Annotated in this window: 18 protein-coding genes; 9 read left to right on the top strand and 9 right to left on the bottom strand. The window is 70.5% G+C overall.

Annotated features, from left to right (window positions below; translation table 11 throughout):
* Positions 1-342 precede the first annotated feature (342 nt).
* The 3 genes from sucC to ACWD6N_RS21850 all read left to right on the top strand — a co-directional run bounded on the left by sucC (position 343) and on the right by ACWD6N_RS21850 (position 2,709).
* Positions 343-1,521: an ADP-forming succinate--CoA ligase subunit beta gene (gene sucC / locus ACWD6N_RS21840; RefSeq protein WP_354964691.1), complete on the top strand. Its 1,179-nt coding sequence runs from the start codon at positions 343-345 to the stop codon at positions 1,519-1,521.
* 2 nt (positions 1,522-1,523) lie between these two features.
* Positions 1,524-2,411, top strand: a complete 888-nt coding sequence (gene sucD / locus ACWD6N_RS21845) for a succinate--CoA ligase subunit alpha (protein ID WP_354964690.1) — start codon at positions 1,524-1,526, stop codon at positions 2,409-2,411.
* 67 nt (positions 2,412-2,478) lie between these two features.
* Positions 2,479-2,709 carry a GNAT family N-acetyltransferase gene (locus tag ACWD6N_RS21850; RefSeq protein ID WP_354964689.1) on the top strand — a complete coding sequence of 77 codons (231 nt, stop codon included), beginning with the start codon at positions 2,479-2,481 and terminating at the stop codon, positions 2,707-2,709.
* A 9-nt stretch (positions 2,710-2,718) separates the two neighbouring features.
* Here ACWD6N_RS21850 and ACWD6N_RS21855 read toward each other — a convergent pair whose 3' ends face one another.
* Positions 2,719-2,985: a DUF4190 domain-containing protein gene (locus ACWD6N_RS21855; RefSeq protein WP_354964688.1), complete on the bottom strand. Its 267-nt coding sequence runs from the start codon at positions 2,983-2,985 to the stop codon at positions 2,719-2,721.
* Positions 2,986-3,186: 201 nt separating this feature from the next.
* Between ACWD6N_RS21855 and ACWD6N_RS21860 the strand changes: the two genes are divergently transcribed.
* On the top strand, positions 3,187-4,476 hold the full coding sequence (locus ACWD6N_RS21860) for a cell division protein PerM (RefSeq protein ID WP_354964687.1): 1,290 nt from the start codon (positions 3,187-3,189) through the stop codon (positions 4,474-4,476).
* 69 nt (positions 4,477-4,545) lie between these two features.
* Here the strand turns inward: ACWD6N_RS21860 and ACWD6N_RS21865 are convergent, their stop codons facing one another.
* Both ACWD6N_RS21865 and ACWD6N_RS21870 read right to left on the bottom strand, forming a co-directional pair.
* Positions 4,546-5,100 carry a DUF4190 domain-containing protein gene (locus ACWD6N_RS21865; RefSeq protein ID WP_354964686.1) on the bottom strand — a complete coding sequence of 185 codons (555 nt, stop codon included), beginning with the start codon at positions 5,098-5,100 and terminating at the stop codon, positions 4,546-4,548.
* 26 nt (positions 5,101-5,126) lie between these two features.
* A complete protein-coding gene (locus ACWD6N_RS21870) occupies positions 5,127-5,426 on the bottom strand; it encodes a CD225/dispanin family protein (protein WP_354964685.1) in 300 nt (99 codons plus the stop codon).
* 178 nt (positions 5,427-5,604) lie between these two features.
* Between ACWD6N_RS21870 and purN the strand changes: the two genes are divergently transcribed.
* Together purN and purH are read left to right on the top strand one after the other, a co-directional pair.
* A complete protein-coding gene (purN, locus tag ACWD6N_RS21875; protein WP_354964684.1) occupies positions 5,605-6,225 on the top strand; it encodes a phosphoribosylglycinamide formyltransferase in 621 nt (206 codons plus the stop codon).
* Positions 6,222-7,793, top strand: coding sequence for a bifunctional phosphoribosylaminoimidazolecarboxamide formyltransferase/IMP cyclohydrolase (purH, locus tag ACWD6N_RS21880; protein ID WP_354964683.1), 1,572 nt, complete (start codon positions 6,222-6,224; stop codon positions 7,791-7,793). The genes purN and purH overlap by 4 nt, the downstream gene beginning before the upstream one ends.
* Positions 7,794-7,909: 116 nt before the next feature.
* On the opposite strand, the gene ACWD6N_RS21885 is transcribed toward purH, so the two are convergent.
* The 5 genes from ACWD6N_RS21885 to ACWD6N_RS21905 form a co-directional block, all read right to left on the bottom strand.
* The gene (locus ACWD6N_RS21885; RefSeq protein WP_354964682.1) at positions 7,910-8,941 is read right to left on the bottom strand and encodes an ABC transporter ATP-binding protein; all 1,032 of its coding nucleotides are present in this window, start codon (positions 8,939-8,941) and stop codon (positions 7,910-7,912) included.
* Positions 8,925-9,962, bottom strand: coding sequence for an ABC transporter ATP-binding protein (locus tag ACWD6N_RS21890; protein ID WP_354964681.1), 1,038 nt, complete (start codon positions 9,960-9,962; stop codon positions 8,925-8,927). Before ACWD6N_RS21890 ends, ACWD6N_RS21885 begins: the two co-directional genes overlap by 17 nt.
* A 7-nt stretch (positions 9,963-9,969) precedes the next feature.
* Positions 9,970-10,926, bottom strand: a complete 957-nt coding sequence (locus ACWD6N_RS21895) for an ABC transporter permease (RefSeq protein ID WP_354964680.1) — start codon at positions 10,924-10,926, stop codon at positions 9,970-9,972.
* On the bottom strand, positions 10,919-11,857 hold the full coding sequence (locus ACWD6N_RS21900; RefSeq protein ID WP_089019049.1) for an ABC transporter permease: 939 nt from the start codon (positions 11,855-11,857) through the stop codon (positions 10,919-10,921). Before ACWD6N_RS21900 ends, ACWD6N_RS21895 begins: the two co-directional genes overlap by 8 nt.
* Before the next feature lie 195 nt (positions 11,858-12,052).
* Positions 12,053-13,651 carry a peptide ABC transporter substrate-binding protein gene (locus tag ACWD6N_RS21905; protein WP_354964679.1) on the bottom strand — a complete coding sequence of 533 codons (1,599 nt, stop codon included), beginning with the start codon at positions 13,649-13,651 and terminating at the stop codon, positions 12,053-12,055.
* A gap of 447 nt (positions 13,652-14,098) precedes the next feature.
* Between ACWD6N_RS21905 and ACWD6N_RS21910 the strand changes: the two genes are divergently transcribed.
* A complete protein-coding gene (locus ACWD6N_RS21910; RefSeq protein WP_449935085.1) occupies positions 14,099-14,959 on the top strand; it encodes a bifunctional methylenetetrahydrofolate dehydrogenase/methenyltetrahydrofolate cyclohydrolase in 861 nt (286 codons plus the stop codon).
* A gap of 150 nt (positions 14,960-15,109) precedes the next feature.
* A complete protein-coding gene (locus ACWD6N_RS21915; RefSeq protein ID WP_387327749.1) occupies positions 15,110-16,060 on the top strand; it encodes a malate dehydrogenase in 951 nt (316 codons plus the stop codon).
* Positions 16,061-16,192: 132 nt separating this feature from the next.
* On the opposite strand, the gene ACWD6N_RS21920 is transcribed toward ACWD6N_RS21915, so the two are convergent.
* On the bottom strand, positions 16,193-17,017 hold the full coding sequence (locus ACWD6N_RS21920; RefSeq protein WP_387327746.1) for an MBL fold metallo-hydrolase: 825 nt from the start codon (positions 17,015-17,017) through the stop codon (positions 16,193-16,195).
* A gap of 138 nt (positions 17,018-17,155) precedes the next feature.
* On the opposite strand from ACWD6N_RS21920, the gene ACWD6N_RS21925 reads away from it, so the two are divergent.
* Positions 17,156-18,373: an NADP-dependent isocitrate dehydrogenase gene (locus ACWD6N_RS21925; protein ID WP_354964675.1), complete on the top strand. Its 1,218-nt coding sequence runs from the start codon at positions 17,156-17,158 to the stop codon at positions 18,371-18,373.
* The last annotated feature ends 193 nt before the right edge of the window (positions 18,374-18,566 follow it).

Here is an 18,566-nt window from a genome sequence, read left to right on the forward strand (position 1 = left end):
CCCCGCCGCCACCCCTCGACCGACAGGGCATCGGCCGTCTCCCGTCATCGCGCTGATCAGCGCTCCGACACCTGACTCAACGACGCCCCGACGGCCGGGTTACGCACCCCCGGCAACATCGCCCGGACGGCTGACGCCGCCCGCGCCGCGCCGGGAACCGGCCGTGTCCGACGCCTGGTTGTGCATTACCGCACACCGCGCACCCGCTCGGTTGCCGGTCGTGCCCACCTCGTTAGGCTGCGGCCAATGGCCTGTGTCAAGTGATGACAGGCGTCAAACTGTTTTCTGAACGCTGGTGGCGGCGCGACGGCGCGCCGCGGAGACGGGACGGGACGCGCAATCGTGGACCTGTACGAGTACCAGGGGCGGGACCTGTTCGAGCGGCACGGCTTGCCCGTGCTTGCCGGCGGCGTCGCCACTACCCCGGAGGAGGCCCGCGCGATCGCCGAACGCCTCGGCGGTCGGGTGGTCGTCAAGGCGCAGGTGAAGGTCGGCGGCCGAGGCAAGGCCGGCGGCGTCAAGCTGGCCGAGGGCCCGGATGAGGCGGTGGCCAGGGCCACCGACATCCTGGGCATGGACATCAAGGGCCACACCGTCCACAAGGTCATGATCACGGTGACGGCGGACGTGGCCGAGGAGTACTACTTCTCGTACCTGCTCGACCGGGCGAACCGCACCTTCCTCTGCATCGCCAGCGTCGCTGGCGGCATGGACATCGAGCAGGTCGCCGCCGAGACCCCGGATCGCGTGGTCAAGGCCTCGATCGACGCGAACGTCGGTGTCGACGAGGCCAAGGCGCGGGAGATCGTTTCCGCCGCCGGCTTCCCGGCCGAGGTCGCCGACCAGGTGGTCGAGGTGGCCGTCGGCCTGTGGCAGGCGTTCGTCGCCGAGGACGCCACCCTCGTCGAGGTCAACCCGTTGGCGAAGAACGGCGACGGGCGGATGCTGCTGCTCGACGCCAAGATCACCCTCGACGAGAACGCCGCGTTCCGGCACCCGGACCACGAGGCCCTGGTCGACCAGGCCTCGGTGGACCCGCTGGAGCAGGCCGCCAAGGAGAAGGACCTCAACTACGTCAAGCTCGACGGCGAGGTCGGCATCATCGGCAACGGCGCGGGTCTGGTCATGTCGACCCTCGACGTGGTCGCGTACGCCGGTGAGCGGCACGGCAACGTCAAGCCGGCGAACTTCCTCGACATCGGCGGCGGCGCGAGCGCCGCGGTGATGGCGAACGGCCTGGAGATCGTCCTCTCCGACCCGTCGGTGAAGAGCGTCTTCGTCAACGTCTTCGGCGGGATCACCGCCTGCGACGCGGTCGCCAACGGCATCGTGCAGGCGCTGGCCCTGCTCGAGCAGCGTGGCGAGAAGGTCACCAAGCCGCTCGTCGTCCGGCTCGACGGCAACAACGCCGAGGCCGGCCGGGCGATCCTCGACGACGCGAACAACCCGCTGATCCAGCGGGTCGACACCATGGACGGCGCGGCCGAGCGGGCCGCCGAGCTGGCAGCTGCGGGGGTCTGATCATGGCTATCTGGCTGACCAAGGACTCCAAGGTCATCGTGCAGGGGATGACCGGTTCCGAGGGTTCCAAGCACACCCGGCGGATGCTCGCCGCCGGCACCAACGTCGTCGGTGGCGTCAACCCGCGCAAGGCGGGCCAGAAGGTCGACTTCGACGGCACCGAGCTGCCGGTCTTCGCGTCCGTGGCGGACGCCATGGCCGAGACCGGGGCCGACGTCACGGTCATCTTCGTCCCGCCGCAGTTCACCAAGGCCGCCGTGGTCGAGGCGATCGACGCCGCGATCCCGCTGGCCGTGGTGATCACCGAGGGCGTGCCGGTGCACGACACCGCCGCGTTCTGGGCGTACAACCTTGCGCAGGGCGAGCAGACCCGGATCATCGGGCCGAACTGCCCGGGCATCGCCTCGCCGGGCGCCTCCAACGCCGGCATCATCCCGGCCGACATCACCGGCTCCGGCCGGATCGGTCTGGTCAGCAAGAGCGGCACGCTGACCTACCAGATGATGTACGAGCTGCGCGACATCGGCTTCTCCACCTGTGTCGGCATCGGTGGCGACCCGATCATCGGGACCACCCACATCGACGCCCTGAAGGCGTTCGAGGCCGACCCGGAGACCGACGCCATCGTCATGATCGGTGAGATCGGCGGTGACGCCGAGGAGCGGGCCGCCGAGTTCATCAAGGCGAACGTCACCAAGCCGGTCGTCGGCTACATCGCCGGCTTCACCGCGCCTCCGGGCAAGACCATGGGCCACGCCGGGGCGATCATCTCCGGTTCGGCCGGCACCGCCGAGGCGAAGCAGGCGGCGCTGGAGGCGGTCGGAGTCAAGGTCGGCAAGACGCCGACCGAGACCGCCCGCCTGATGCGCGAGATCATGTCCGGCAGCTGAGCAGACCAGGCAACACCGCAGGGGGTCGACCGGTTCCGGTCGGCCCCCTGCGCGTACCACTGCGTGGTTGCGCTCCGTATGCGAGCGGGCCGCCGGCCGGGGCGTGGCGCGGGCCGCGGTCGAGCAGGTGTGCCATCTGGCCGCCACCGACTACCGGCTCGCCGTGCTCACCGCGGTGACCACCCTCGACAACCCGGCGTCCCAGGCGGTGCTGGCACGCACCGGATTCACCGTGACGGGCGAGATCCGTGGCGACGGCCGCCCCGGCCTGCGGTACGAGCGTCGACTCGTCGGCTGACCAGTCCGCTCAGTCGTTGTTCCAGAACGGGTAGTTGCCGGTGGAGCGCAGGACCGCTCCTCCGATGATGTTGATCACGCCGAACGCGATGGCGAGATAGCCGAGGACCGGCGACTGGTTGTACCGCCGGGCGTCGCGGATGGACAGGTAGCCGAAGACGATGCCGAGGATGCCGCAGCAGATCAGGCCCAGCACGATGCCCAGCACGCCCCAGAGGGTGGTCCGGTCCCGTCCCCTCGCCGGTGGGGGTGGGGGTGGGGGGTATGCGCTCGTCACGGCGTCCTCCCGGCGGTCATGGGCGGTGGGCCGACCTGGACCGCGACCGGCGGACCCGACCCGGGCGGCGGTGACAGCCGACCCCTCGGGGCCGAGGCTAGACCGGGCCGGGCGTCCCGAAGCCGGATTCGGTCAACTCGCCGCCCTTCGGGGTGAGTTAACGGACTGCTCCCGCACCCGCGACGTGCCAGAGTAGAGCCGATGTCCCCCGTCACCCCTGACCATCCCAGCCGTGCCGGCGGTGTGAGCGCCGACGACCGGCCCGTCGGCCGTGCCGCGCCGGCCCGGCGGGTGCCCGCGCCCCGCGCCGGTGGGTCGCCGCGCGGGCGCGCACCACTGCCCGTCGCCGCAGGGGTGGCCGCCGGCTGGGCCGCACTCACCTCGTACCTGCCGGTCGCCATCGTGCTCGGCCTGGTCCGGCTCGGCGCGGATTCCGCGACGTTGAGCGGCACCCTGCGCACCGCGTTGGCCGGCTGGCTCCTCGGGCACGGTGTGCCGCTGCGCACCGAGTCCGGCCCGTTCGCGCTCGCCCCGCTGGCGCTGACCGTGCTCGCGCTCTGGCGGCTCACCCGGGCCGGCGTGCACGTCAGCCGTGCGATCGGCGCCCGCGACACCCGCTCACCACCCCGGGCACTGCTCGCCGCGAGCGCGGTCGGCATCGCGTACGCGCTGCTCGGCGCCCTGGCGGCGGTGCTGGTCGGCGCCGGCGGGCCGGCGGTGTCCCCGGTACGGGCGGCGGCCACGTTCGCGGTCGTCGGCACGCTCGCCGCGCTGGTCGGCGCGACCCGGATCACCGCCGTCACCCGGCTGCTCGTCGCCCGGATGCCGCGGCCACTACGGGACGGCGTGCGCACCGGGCTGGTGGCCGTGCTGCTGCTGCTCGGGGCGGGTGCCGGCGCGGCTGGCCTGGCGGTGGCCACCGGCGGTGGAGACGCGGCCGACATGATCGGGGCGTACCGGACCGGCGTGGCCGGGCAGGCCGGGATCACGCTGGTCAGCGTGGCGTACGCGCCGAACGCCGCGATCTGGTCGACGAGCTATCTGCTCGGGCCGGGCTTCGCGGTCGGCACCGACACCGCAGTCCGCACCAGCGAGGTGTCGGTCGGCGCACTGCCGGCCGTACCGCTGCTCGCCGGCCTGCCGCGCGGCCCGGTGGACGGCCTCGGCGCCCTGCTGCTCGCGGTGCCGGTGCTGGCCGGGATGGTCGCCGGCTGGCTGCTCGCCCGCCGCGTGGCCCGGGTCGCCGGCCCGGAGCGGGCCCCGCGGCGCTGGGCCCAGTTGCTGACGCCAGCAGCGTTGGCCGGGCCGGTGGCCGGCGTGCTGGTCGGCGTGGCCGCCGAGATCTCCGGCGGTCCGCTCGGCGCCGGCCGGCTGGCGCAGCTCGGGCCGGTGGCCTGGCAGGTCGGGCTCGTGACGGCCGGTGTCATCGCGGTTGGCGCGCTGCTCGGCGCCGCCGCCACCCGCGCACTCACCCGCGTCCCAGCTCAGTAGCCGCGCGCCGCCGGTGCGACCGCGGGGCGCCCCGGACGAATCCGGAGCGCCCCGTCACGACCGAACCGGTCAGGGCTGGGTCGGCAGATTGACCTGCGCCACGACGCTCAGGATGATCAGCAGGATGCCCAGCCCGACAGCGACAGCGCCGCAGATCAGGCCGGCCTTGGCCTGCCCGGCGTTGCTGGCCTGGCCCTGGGCGACCTTCTGCCGGGCCAGGTACCCGGTCACCACGCCCGCGATGCCGAGCGGGATGCCCAGGTAGAAGCAGCAGAGCAGCGGGATCGACGCGATGCCGAGAATCATCGACACCAGGCCGAGGGTGTTGTTCTGTCCCTGCTGCTGCGGGTAGCCGGCATTCGGGTACGTCGGCGTGCCGTACGGCGGCTGCTGCTGCTGCTGGCCGTACGGGTCCTGGTACGGCTGCTGCTGGCCGTACGGCTGCCCCGAGGTGGGCTGCTGGCCGTACGGGGCGGCCGGCTGCTGGCCGTACGGGTTCTGCGGCTGCTGGCCGTACGGGGCGGCCGGCGGCGGGGCGTACGGGTCGTGCGGCGGCTGGGGGGCGGTCGGGTCCTGATTGGGCTGCTGGCCGTACGGGTCCTGACCGGGGTTACCGGGCTGCATTCGAGAAGCTCCTTGGACTGGTTTCGTCAGTAGCTGCTGTTGTCGCTACTCATGATCGCGCCCAGACCGCCCAAAGCACAGCACACCAAGAAGATGGCATACCACGCAATGCCCACGATCAGGGCCCACTTCGACCACTTCCGCGACTCCGCCGCGGCCGCCTGGGCCCCGGCGAAGTCACCCTGCTGGAGCAGCGGGTTGACCTTCGACGCGTTGATGATCGCCGGGATGGCCAGCGGCCAGAAGAGGAAGATGGCGACGATCGACATCGTCATGTTGTTGTTGATCGGCGGCGGCTGTTGCTGGGGGTGGTAACCGGGCTGCACGGGTGCTCCTCATTCCAACGACACGGCTGGCGTGCCGGATCAGCGACGGGGGTGCGGGCCGGCACAGCGTCCAGCCCGAGCGACCGGCAGCGTACCGGGTCGATGCCCGTCAGCACTGTCAAAGATCGGCGCGCCGCCCAGCCGATGGGCGCCCTGACCTGCCCGATAGGGTGGCCCGGTGACCGAGCCCGCGTCCGCCGCCCGCATCGTCGTCCTCGTCTCCGGCTCCGGAAGCAACCTGCAGGCGCTGCTGGACGCCGCCGCCGACCCCGCGTACGGCGCGCAGGTCGTCGCGGTCGGCGCGGACCGCGAAGGCATCGCGGGCCTGGACCGGGCCGCGGCCGCCGGCGTGCCGACGTTCGTCGAGCGGGTCCGCGACCACGACACCCGGGAGGGCTGGGACGCCGCGCTCACCGCGCACGTCGCGAAGCACCAACCCGACCTGGTCATCTCCGCCGGGTTCCTCAAACTGGTCGGCCCGCACTTCCTCGCCACCTTCGGTGACCGCTACCTGAACACACACAACACCCTGCTGCCGGCGTTCCCCGGCATCCACGGCCCGCGCGACGCTCTCGCCTACGGCGTGAAGCTCACCGGGGCCACGCTCTTCTTCGTCGACGCCGGCATGGACACCGGGCCGATCGTGGCGCAGGTCGCGGTTCCGGTGCTCGACTCCGACGACGTGGAGGCGCTCACCGAGCGCATCAAGGAAGCCGAGCGGCGCCAGCTCGTCGAGCAGGTCGGCCGTCTGGTCCGCGAAGGCTGGACCATCACCGGAAGGAAGGTCACGGTTCCGTGAGTTCCACTCAGGACGGGCGCCGCCCGATCAGGCGGGCGCTGGTCAGCGTCTACGACAAGACCGGGCTGGTCGAGCTGGCCCAGGCCCTGCACGCGGCCGGTGTGGAGATCGTGTCCACCGGCAGCACGGCGGGCACCATCGCCGCCGCCGGCGTGCCGGTGACGCCGGTGGAGACGGTGACCGGCTTCCCCGAGGTGCTCGACGGCCGGGTGAAGACCCTGCACCCGAAGGTCCACGCCGGTCTCCTCGCCGACCTGCGCAAGGACACCCACGTGGCGCAGCTCGACGAGCTGGGAGTGGCCGCGTTCGACCTGCTGGTCTCCAACCTCTACCCGTTCCAGGCGACCGTCGCCTCCGGCGCCGGCGTCGAGGAGTGCGTGGAGCAGATCGACATCGGCGGCCCGGCCATGGTCCGAGCCGCCGCCAAGAACCACGCGTCGGTAGCCGTGCTCACCGACCCGTCCGGGTACCCGGCGCTGCACGCCGCGCTCGGCGAGGGCGGGTTCACCCTCGCCGAGCGCCGCGCGCTGGCCGCCCGGGCGTTCGCCGACATCGCCGAGTACGACGTGGCGGTGGCCCAGTGGTGCGCGCAGGAGCTGGCACCGGCCGACGACTCCTGGCCGGCGTTCGCCGGGCAGGCGCTGCGCAAGTCCGCCGTGCTGCGCTACGGGGAGAACCCGCACCAGCCGGCCGCGCTCTACACCGACCCGGACGCTCCGGCGGGGCTGGCCCAGGCCGAGCAGCTGCACGGCAAGGAGATGTCCTACAACAACTACGTCGACGCGGACGCCGCCTGGCGGGCTGCGAACGACTTCGCCGACCAGCCGGCCGTCGCGATCATCAAGCACGCCAACCCGTGCGGCATCGCGGTGGGCGCGGACGTGGCCGAGGCGCACCGCAAGGCACACGCCTGCGACCCGGTGTCGGCGTACGGCGGGGTGATCGCGGTCAACCGGTCGGTCTCGGTCGAGCTGGCCCGGCAGGTGGCCGACATCTTCACCGAGGTGGTCGTCGCCCCCGGCTTCGACGAGGGCGCGGTGGAGGTGTTGCAGGGCAAGAAGAACATCCGGCTGCTGCGCGCGCCGGCCTGGAACCCGGCGAGGGTCGAGTGGCGGCCGGTGACCGGTGGCGTGCTGACCCAGGTCGCCGACCGGGTGGACGCCCCCGGCGACGACCCGGCGAGCTGGCGGCTGGCGACCGGGGAGGCGGCGGACGAGGAACTGCTGCGCGACCTCGCGTTCGCCTGGCGGGCGGTCCGCGCGGTGAAGAGCAACGCGATCCTGCTCGCCCGGGGCGGCGCCACCGTCGGGGTCGGCATGGGGCAGGTCAACCGGGTCGACTCGGCTCAGCTGGCGGTCAGCCGGGCGGGCGCCGACCGGGCCCGGGGGTCCGTCGCCGCGTCGGACGCGTTCTTCCCGTTCGCCGACGGCCCGAAGATCCTCATCGACGCCGGCGTCCGCGCCATCGTGCAGCCCGGCGGCTCGATCCGCGACGAAGAGGTCATCGCCGCGGCCAAGGAAGCCAACGTCACCATGTACCTGACCAACACCCGCCACTTCTTCCACTAACCACCGGCCGGGCCGGTCCCCGGCCCGGCGATCATGAAGTTATTGCGCGGCTGATCGGCGTGTCGGGACAATAACTTCATGATCAACGGCGCTGGGCGCCCGGGGCCCGGGTGGGGTTAGGCAGCGGTTGGGCGGAGTTCGGCGAAGTGGCAGGCCGACGGGTGTGGGTCTGCGGCGCGGGGCACGGTTTGCGGATCCTCGACGGCGCAGATGTCCTGGGCCTTCCAGCAGCGGGTCCGGAAGTGGCAGCCGCTCGGCGGGTCGGCCGGGCTGGGCACGTCGCCGACCAGCCGGATCATGTTGCGCTGCTCGCGCGCCTCCGGGTCCGGGACCGGCACCGCCGAGAGCAGCGCCTGGGTGTACGGGTGGGTGGCCCGCTCGTAGATCTCGTCCTCGGTGCCGGTCTCGACGATCCGGCCGAGGTACATGACCGCGACCCGGTCGGCGATGTGCCGCACCACGGAGAGGTCGTGGGCGATGAAGATGTACGAGAGCCCGAACTCGTCCTGGAGCTGCTCCAGCAGATTGATCACCTGGGCCTGGATGGAGACGTCCAGCGCCGACACCGGCTCGTCGCAGACGATCACCTCGGGCCGCAGCGCGAGCGCCCGGGCGATGCCGATGCGCTGGCGCTGACCGCCGGAGAACTGGTGCGGGTACCGGTTGATGTGCTCCGGGTTGAGCCCGACCACATCGAGCAGTTCCTGGACCCGTCGATCCCGGCTGCCCTTCGGCGCGGCGTCGCGGTGGATCTCGAAGGGCTCACCGATGATGTCGCCGACGGTCATCCGCGGGTTGAGCGAGGTGTACGGGTCCTGCATGACCATCTGCATGTTGCGGCGCAGCCGGCGCAGCTCGGCCCCGGACGCCTTGAAGAGGTCCTTGCCCTCGAGGGTGGCGCTCCCGGAGGTGGGCGTCTCCAGCCGCATCAGCAGCCGGGCGAGGGTGGACTTCCCGCAGCCGGACTCGCCGACCACGCCCAGCGTCTCACCGCGGCGCAGCTCGAAGCTCACGCCGTCGACGGCCTTGACCGCGCCGATCTGCCGTTGGAACAACACGCCCTGACTGATCGGGAAGTGCTTGACCAGGTTGTCGACGGAGAGGATGGTCTCGCCCCGGACCTTGGTGGAGCTAGCGGGCGCTGTCATCACGGACCTCCTGCGCGAAGTGGCAAGCGCTGGTCCGGCCGTCGCCGAGAACCAGGTCGTGCGGCACCGCGTCCACGCAGACCTGCTGCACGTACGGGCACCGGGGGTGGAACGGGCAACCGGAGGGGATGCGCATCAGGTTCGGCGGGAGCCCCTTGATCGTCGACAGCTCCTGGCCGCGGACGTCCATCCGCGGGATCGACTCCAGCAACCCCTTGGTGTACGGGTGGGCCGGCGCCTTGTAGAGCGAGCGGACGTCGGCGTGCTCGACGATCCGGCCGGCGTACATGACCGCGATCCGGTCCGCGACGCCGGCGACCACGCCCAGGTCGTGGGTGATCAGGATCATCGCCATGTTCAGGTCCCGGCGCAGGTCGGCCAGCAGGTCCATGATCTGGGCCTGCACGGTGACGTCGAGCGCCGTGGTGGGCTCGTCGGCGATCAGCACCTTCGGGTTCAGCGCCAGCGCCATGGCGATCATGACGCGCTGCCGCATGCCTCCGGAGAACTGGTGCGGGTAGTCACCGATCCGCTTTGCGGCACCCGGGATCTTGACCAGGTCCATCAGCTCGATGGCACGCTGGCGGGCGTCAGTTCGTGACATGCCGTCGCGCTGGCGCAGCGTCTCGCCGATCTGCCAGCCGACCGGGAACACCGGGTTCAGCGCGGAGAGCGCGTCCTGGAAGATCATCGCGATCTCCTTGCCGCGGACCTGCCGGCGCTGTTCCTCGGAGCGGGTGAGCAGGTCCTGACCCTGGTAGAGGATCTGGCCGGAGCGGATGACCGCGGGCGGAGTGTCCAGGATGCCCATGATCGCCTGGGCGGTGACCGACTTGCCGGAGCCGGATTCGCCGAGTACGGCGAGGGTCTCCCCGGCGTCCAGGTGGTAGGACACGCCGTTGATCACCCGGGCCACACCCTCGTTGGTCCGGAACTCGACGTGCAGGTCCCGGAGTTCCAGCAGGTGGCCGCCCTCGGGCGTGGCGGAGGCGGGCGTGGGTTGGACGGTGGAGTGGGTCATGAGAGGTTCACCGCAGCTTCGGGTCGAAGGCGTCACGGATCGCGTCGCCGAGCATGATGAACGCCAGCACGGTCAGCGCGAGGAAGGCCGACGGGACGATCAGCGGCGTGGCCGCCTCCCGCATGTGGATGCGGCCGGTGTCGATGTCCTGGCCCCACGAGATGGTCGGCGCCTTCAGGCCGATGCCCAGGAACGAGAGCGTCGCCTCGGCGGCGATGAAGGAGCCGAGCGCGATGGTCAGCACGACGATGGCCGGGGCCAGCGAGTTCGGCAGGATGTGCCGCCACATGATCCGGCCGTGGCCGGCGCCGAGCATCCGGGCCGCCGCCACGTAGTCCTGCTCCTTGGCGGTGATCACCGAGGAGCGCACGACCCGGGCGGCCGTGGTCCAACCCAGGATCGCCAGCACGAAGATCACCGCGGCGATCCGGGCGTTCACGCTGTCGCTGGACACTCGCTTGAGCAGCACGATCGCGGCCAGCAGCAGCGGGATGCCGAGCACCACGTCGATCACCCGGGAGAGCACCGCGTCGACCCAGCGGCCGAAGTAGCCGGCCACCATGCCGACCACCAGCGCGATGACCCCGGTCCCGAGCGCGGAGAGCGCGCCGACCAGCAGCGAGGCCCGGGTGCCGTAGACCGCCCGGGAGTACGTGTCGCAGCCCTGGAAGTCGTACCCGAAGATCGCGCCTCCGGACGGTCCGGCGTGCTGCCGGGAGAGCACGCAGTCGTTCGGGCTGTTGGCGGTGAAGATCCCGGGGGCCAGGGCCATCAGGGTGAAAACGACGACCAGCGCCAGCGAGATCCAGAAGATCGGGTTGCGGCGCAGGTCGCGCCAGGCGTCCCCGGCCAGGCTGCGGGCCTTGTTCGCCGCGCCGATCTGGTTCGGCGTGCCCGGCTCGCCCGAGGGGCCACGGCGTGCGGCCTGGTTCTCGGTGGCCGCCACAGTTTCAAAGTCACTCATAGCGGATCCTCGGGTCGAGTACGGCGTACAGGACGTCCACCACCAGGTTCGAGACCAGGTAGACCACGACGAGCACGCTGACGATGCCCACCACCAGGGGGCCGTCCTCGGTGCGGATGCCGCGGAAGAGGTTGAAGCCCACGCCGGGGATGTTGAAGACGCCCTCGGTGATGATCGCGCCGCTCATCAGGTTGCCCAGTTCCACACCGAGGAAGGTGACCACGGGGATGAGCGAGTTCCGCAGCACGTGCACGGTGACGATGCGGCGCTTGACCAGGCCCTTGGACCGGGCGGTCCGTACGTAGTCGGCGCGCAGGTTCTCCGCCACCGAGGTGCGGGTCAGTCGCAGCGCGGTGGCCAGCGACAGCGAGCCGAGCACGATGCCCGGCAGCAGCAGCGCGTAGAACGTCGGCTCGGAGCCGGCGGTGGGCGGGAAGAGCTGCCACTTGACGCCCAGGAAGTACTGCGCGAGGGGCGCCAGCACGATGGTCGGGATGCCCAGCACCAGCAGGGTCAGCACCAGCGTCGAGTTGTCGAAGATGCTGGCCCGGCGGATGCCGGCGACCACGCCGGCGGTGACTCCGAAGATGATCGCCACGGCGAGCGCGATGAGCGCGAGTTTCACGGTGACCGGCCAGGCAGCCTGCAGGATGTCGCCGATCTGGCGACCGGTCAGCGACTGGCCGAGGTCGCCCTGGAGCAGGCTCTTGACGTAGTCGAAGTAGCGGTAGAAGAAGCCGCCGACGCCGGTGGCGTCCAGGTGGTACTTCTCGGTCAGGTAGGCCCGCTGGGCTTCGGTCACCGGGCGCTCGCCGGCGAGCGCCTGGATGGGGTCGCCCTGGCCGGCGAACATCAGCGCGTAGACGATCAGGGTGGTCCCGAAGAACGCCAGGACCATCTGCAGTAGGCGCCGCAAGATGTAGCGGAACATGCTTAGCAGTCTCTCCGGAAATGTGCGAAAGGGTCGCAGGACGGCATCTCTGGTCGTACCCGAAATATCCGGGATGCCTGCCGTTCGGCCCGGGGATGGCCGGCGCTACCGATGCCGGGTCCGTTGTCCGGGCCCGGGGAGCGCGGTCCGGGCCACCCGGGCGTCATCGCCCGGGTGGCCCGCACCATGGTCAGCTCAGCTGGCTGCTTCGATCTTGACGAGGTTGACCCGCTGGAACAGGTCCATCTCGACATTCTTGACCTTGGACGAGTGGCCGAACACGTTCTCGCCGAAGCGGAGCGGGATGACCGGCATGTCCTTGGCCAGGATGTCCTCCGCCTGCTGGTACTTGGCGATCGCCTCGTCCTGCGTCTTGGCGGCGGAACCCTCCTTGACGAGCTTGTCGAACTCCGGGTTGCTGTAGCCGTAGTAGTTCGACGAACCGTTGGTGCTGTACAGCGGGCCGAGGTAGTCCTCCATGGTCGGGTAGTCCATGACCCAACCCATCCGGAACATGCCCACCGGCTGCTTCTTCTCGACCTTGGTCAGCAGGTCGGCGAACTTCGGCTCGGTCGAGCCGACGACGTCGACACCCAGGTTGGTCTTCAGCTGGTTGACCGTGGCGTCGACCCAGTCCTTGTGGCCGCCGTCCCCGTTGTAGGAGATGACGATCTTCGACGGGCCGCCGGCGGCCTGGTAGAGCCTCTTGGCCTCGGTCGGGTTGAACTCCCCGGCCGCACCAGCGGTGTTGTCCCGGTAGCCCGGCAGCACCGGCGAGACGAACGAGCGGGCCGACTGCTGCGAACCCTTGAAGACCGACTTGCTGATCTCGTCCCGGTCGATCGCCATCGAGATGGCCTTGCGCACGTCCGGGTTGCTGTAGTCCTTGTCGAACGTCGGGAACGCGAGGAACTGGAACGACGACATGGGGCTGGTCTTGTACCGGTCACCCAGGTCGGTCGGAGCGGTGCTCAGGCTCTCGGTCGGGATCGTGGGCAGCACGTCCAGGTTGTCCGCCAGGACGTCCGCGTAGGCCGCGGTGAGCTGCTGGTAGATCCGGAACTCGACGTCCTTCACCTTGGGCTTCTCGCCCGGGTAGGCGTCGTACCGCTCGACAACGATCTTGCTGTCGTGCTGCCAGGTGCCCTTCATCTTGAAGGGGCCCTGCCCGATCGGCGCCTGCTCGTAGGAGTCCTTGAGCACGCCCGGGGCCGAGAACGCGGCCTCCGGCATCGGGTAGAACGCGGTGTAGCCGAGCATCGTCCGGAAGTCGATGTACGGGTCGGCGAGCGTCACCTGGAAGGTGAGGTCGTCGACCTTCTTCAGACCGGACATCTCCTTCGCCTTCGGCGCCTTGCCCTGCAGGTCCGGGTAGCCAGCGATCTTCTCGAAGAAGAAGTTGCTGTCCTGCCCGTTGGGGGCGTACGCGCCGTAGTTCCAGGCGTTGATGTAGTCCTCGGACGTGACCTTCTCACCGTTGTGGAAGGTGTAGCCGTCCTTGAGCTTGACCGTCCAGACCTTGTTGTCCGACGACGTCACGGACTCGGCCGCGACCTCGTACGGCTTGTTCTGGGCGTCGTAGTCGACGAGCGGGGAGAACAGGCCGGTGAGCACCTGCGCACCGGACGTCTCGGTGGTGTTGGTCGGAACCAGGTGCTTCGGTTCCGCGATCTGGATGCTGACAGCTGAACTGCCGCTGCTGGACCCACCGTCTCCGCCGCTGCCGCAGGCCGCGAGGCCCAGCGTCACCGCGAGCGGGAGGGCGGTCCAGGCGGCGAGCCTACGAACTCGCATTGAGCCTCCTCATCTCCTCACGCTGCGCAGTCAAGCCCGACGCTGGGTTTACGCTGCGCAACAAGGGGTAACGGTAGGTCGGGCAACCGCCTTCGGCAACGAGCCGGTTGCGGCTGCATAACGGTCCGGGATGGCTTTCCTTGCCGAGTGCGGGGAGGCCTGCTACCCCAGACGGGGCTTAACCGGACTGACCTGCTTTTTCGCCGGTCGATTTCACGCCTGTTGTGGTGTCTCCGCCCTCGCTGGCCTGCTCTGGGTCGAATGCCGCCCCCCACCCTGCTGTGCCGACCTGTCCGGTTCGGCGGTGATCAGCTCCACAAAACGTCACGGAGAGTGACTAGCGACACGTCACAGTTCGTGACCGGCGGCGAGTGGCAGGGATCTCGGCAGCCGGTCCCGGACTGAGGTCGTCCGAACGGTCGGCGGTGGCCGTGAGACGATCTGGTCGTGACGGCGACGCTTCTGGACGGCAAGGCGACCGCGGCGGAGATCAAGGATGAGCTGCGGATACGGGTGAAGGCGCTCGCGGAGCGTGGCATCACCCCCGGGCTGGGCACGGTGCTGGTCGGGGCGGACCCGGGCAGCCAGGCGTACGTCAACGGCAAGCACCGGGACTGCGCCGAGGTGGGCATCGCCTCCATCCGCCGGGAGCTGCCGGCCGACGCCACCCAGCAGCAGGTCGACGACGTCCTGGCCGAGCTGAACGCCGACCCGGCGTGCCACGGCTACATCGTCCAGCTGCCGCTGCCGGCCCACCTGGACACCCAACGGGTACTGGAGCTGATCGACCCGGCCAAGGACGCCGACGGCCTGCACCCGGTCAACCTGGGCCGGCTCGTCCTCGGCTACGACGGCCCGCTGCCCTGCACGCCGCGCGGCATCGTGGAGCTGCTCCGGCGGCACGATGTGGCGCTGCGCGGCGCCACCGTCGCGGTGGTCGGCCGGGGCAACACCGTCGGCCGTCCGCTCGGGCTGCTGCTCACCCGGCGCAGTGAGAACGCCACCGTCACCCTGTGCCACACCGGCACGCTCGACCTCGCCTCGCACACCCGGGCCGCCGACATCGTCATCGTCGCGGCCGGCGTACCGGGCCTGCTCACCGCCGACATGATCAGTCCTGGCGCGGTGGTGGTGGACGTCGGCATCACCCGGGTGATCGGCGCGGACGGCAAGGGCCGGTACACCGGCGACGTGGACCCGGGCGTGGCCGAGACGGCCGGCGCGCTGGTCCCGATGCCCGGCGGCGTCGGCCCGATGACCCGGGCGATGCTGCTCAGCAACGTCGTCGAACGCGCCGAGCGCGGCTGAGGTGTAACGAAGGGCACCCTGCGGACGCTCGTGCGGGTGAGCGGACGTTCCGTGTCGAACCAGGCCGTAACCATCCGCCCCTGACCTGATCGGTGCCAGGATGACTGATACGGTCCGGAAAACCGACTGGTATCAGGGAGTGGGACGACCATGGGTAAGAAGGTCACTGTCGTCGGGGCTGGCTTCTACGGCTCCACCACCGCACAGCGCCTGGCCGAGTACGACGTCTTCGACACCGTAGTGATCACCGACATCGTGGAGGGCAAGCCCGCGGGTCTCGCACTCGACCTCAACCAGTCGCGGGCCATCGAGGGCTTCGAGACCAAGGTGGTCGGCGCGACCACCGGCCCGAACGGCGAGGGCTACGAGGCCATCGAGGGCTCCGACGTCGTGGTGATCACCGCTGGCCTGCCGCGCAAGCCGGGCATGAGCCGGATGGACCTGCTGGAGACCAACGCCAAGATCGTGCGGCAGGTCGCCGAGAACGTCGCCAAGTACGCCCCGAACGCCGTCGTCATCGTGGTCTCCAACCCGCTGGACGAGATGACCGCCCTGGCGCAGCTCGCCACCCAGTTCCCGAAGAACCGGGTGCTCGGCCAGGCCGGCATGCTCGACAGTGCCCGGTTCAGCAACTTCGTCGCCGAGGCGCTCAACGTGCCGGTGGCGTCGGTCCGCACGCTGACCCTGGGCTCGCACGGCGACACCATGGTCCCGGTGCCCTCGAAGAGCACGGTCAACGGCAAGCCGCTGCGGGAGGCGATGCCGGCGGCGCAGATCGAGGAGCTGGTGGTCAAGACCCGCAACGGTGGCGCCGAGGTGGTCGCGCTGCTCAAGACCGGTTCCGCGTACTACGCCCCGTCCGCCGCGGCGGCCCGGATGGCGACGGCCGTCGCCGAGGACTCCGGCGAGGTCATGCCGGTCTGCGCGTGGGTCGACGGCGAGTACGGCATCGACGGCGTCTACCTGGGCGTCGAGGCCGAGATCGGCGCCGAGGGCGTCAAGCGGGTCGTCGAGACCGACCTGGACGCCGACGAGCGGGCCAGCCTCCTGGCGGCCGCCGAGGCCGTCCGCGCCAAGCAGGGCGACGTCGCGAACATGTGACCCGAACCACCGCTCCGCGAAGGGCGCGCCGGCGAAGCCGGCGCGCCCTTCGCTGTCCCCCCACCCCGATCCACCCCCGTGATCAAGAGGTTTGCGTCACCGCGACCGCGGTTCCTGACGCAAACCTCTTGATCAACAAGCTGGGAACGGGGGGAGCGGGGTGAAGGGGGTGAAGGGAGTGCCCAGGTGGGGGGTGGCCAGGAGGGTGGGGTTGAGGGTGCGCAGGGCGGCCAGCCGGGAGGCGCGGGCGAGTTCCGGGTCCACCTCGTGGGCGTACGCCAGGTTGGGGTCGACGAGTTGCGCGGCGTGCACCAGCAGGTCGCCGGTGAGCAGCATCCGCTCGTCGGCCGCCGTCAGGAGCACCGACTGGTGGCCGGGGGTGTGTCCCGGGGTGGGCAGCAGTCGTACCGCCGGGGTGAGGCTGGTCTCGCCGTCGACCACCCGGAGCTGGCCGGCGGCGCGCAACGGCGCGACCAGGCCGGCCGGCAGCCCGGGACTGATCGTCTCCGCGGCGTCCAGCTCGGCGCGTTGCACAAGGTAGCTCGCGTTCGGGAAGTACGGCCGGCCGGGCGTGCCGGTCACCGCCCAGCCGATGTGGTCGCTGTGCAGATGGGTGAGCACGACCGTGTCGACGTCGGCGGGGTCGATGCCGGCGGCGGCCAGTTCGGCGGGCAGCCGACCGGGTACGGGCGCCCAGCTCCCGGCGGGCGCGTCGGCCGGCCCGATCCCGGCATCGACCAGGGTCACCGGCCCGTCGCCGGCCCGGACGGCGAAGCTGCGGAAGGACAGCCACCACTGCCCGTCGGCGGTCACCGAGGTGGGGTCGCGCCGGTCGGCTTCCCGCCAGTGCGCCGTTGTGGCGTGCGGAAACGCCTCCGTCCGGGGCTGGAAGAAGGCACCCTCGGAGTCGGTGAGCGCGGTGACCGTGATAGACCCGAGGGTGCGGCTCAGTGGCATCGGGCGATGATGTCAGGAGACTTCTGCGCCGTGCAGCCCGGTTTCCGCCGGCCGGTCGAGGCCGGCTGGGGGCCGCCGGCCTGTTTCCAGTACGCTCGTACTGCTTGAGCACGTGTCCCCCGAGAGGAGCGCCGGCCGATGGCGAAGATCAAGGTAAACAACCCGGTCGTGGAGCTCGACGGCGACGAGATGACCCGGATCATCTGGAAGCAGATCCGGGAGCAGCTGATCCTGCCCTACCTCGACGTCGACCTGCACTACTACGACCTGTCGATCCAGCACCGTGACGAGACCGACGACCAGGTCACCATCGACGCCGCCAACGCCATCAAGGAGCACGGCGTCGGCGTCAAGTGCGCGACCATCACCCCGGACGAGGCCCGGGTGGAGGAGTTCGGCCTGAAGAAGATGTGGCGGTCGCCCAACGGCACCATCCGCAACATCCTCGGCGGCGTCGTCTTCCGTGAGCCGATCATCATGTCCAACGTGCCGCGGCTGGTCCCCGGCTGGACCAAGCCGATCATCATCGGCCGGCACGCCCACGGTGACCAGTACAAGGCCACCGACTTCGTCGTCCCCGGCCCCGGCAAGGTGACCGTCACCTACACCCCGGCCGACGGCGGCGCGCCGATGGAGATGGAGGTCGCCAACTTCTCCGGCGGCGGCATCGCCATGGGCATGTACAACTACGACGAGTCGATCCGGGACTTTGCCCGGGCCTCGTTCCGGTACGGCCTGGACCGCAACTACCCGGTCTACCTGTCCACCAAGAACACCATCCTCAAGGCGTACGACGGCCGGTTCAAGGACATCTTCGCCGAGGTGTTCGAGAACGAGTTCAAGGCCGAGTTCGCCGCCGCCGGCATCACCTACGAGCACCGGCTGATCGACGACATGGTCGCCGCCGCGCTCAAGTGGGAGGGCGGCTACGTCTGGGCCTGCAAGAACTACGACGGTGACGTGCAGTCGGACACCGTCGCGCAGGGCTTCGGCTCGCTGGGTCTGATGACCTCGGTCCTGCTCTCCCCGGACGGTCGTACCGTCGAGGCCGAGGCCGCGCACGGCACGGTCACCCGGCACTACCGGCAGTACCAGAAGGGCGAGAAGACCTCGACCAACCCGATCGCGTCGATCTACGCCTGGACCCGGGGCCTCGCCCACCGGGGCAAGCTGGACGGCACGCCGGCGGTGACCGAGTTCGCCAACACCCTGGAGCAGGTCATCGTCGACACCGTCGAGGGCGGCCAGATGACCAAGGACCTCGCGCTGCTCATCTCGCGGGACGCCCCGTGGCTGAGCACCGACGAGTTCATGAACGCGCTCGACGAGAACCTGGCGCGCAAGATCGGCGCCTGATCCACGCGTACCGCAGCAACGGAGCCCGTCGGCACCCGCCGGCGGGCTCCGGCGTGTCCGTGGTCGACACACCGCCCGCGTCACCCCGGCCGGCGCGCCTCGTTGACCAGGGTGGACGAGATGCCAGTCGCGTCCAGGAAGGTTGACCGCGGTCGACCCGCGGCATGCGTGCCGATCAGCCAGCCTTCCCGGC

Source organism: Micromonospora sp. NPDC005163 (genome assembly GCF_053599835.1).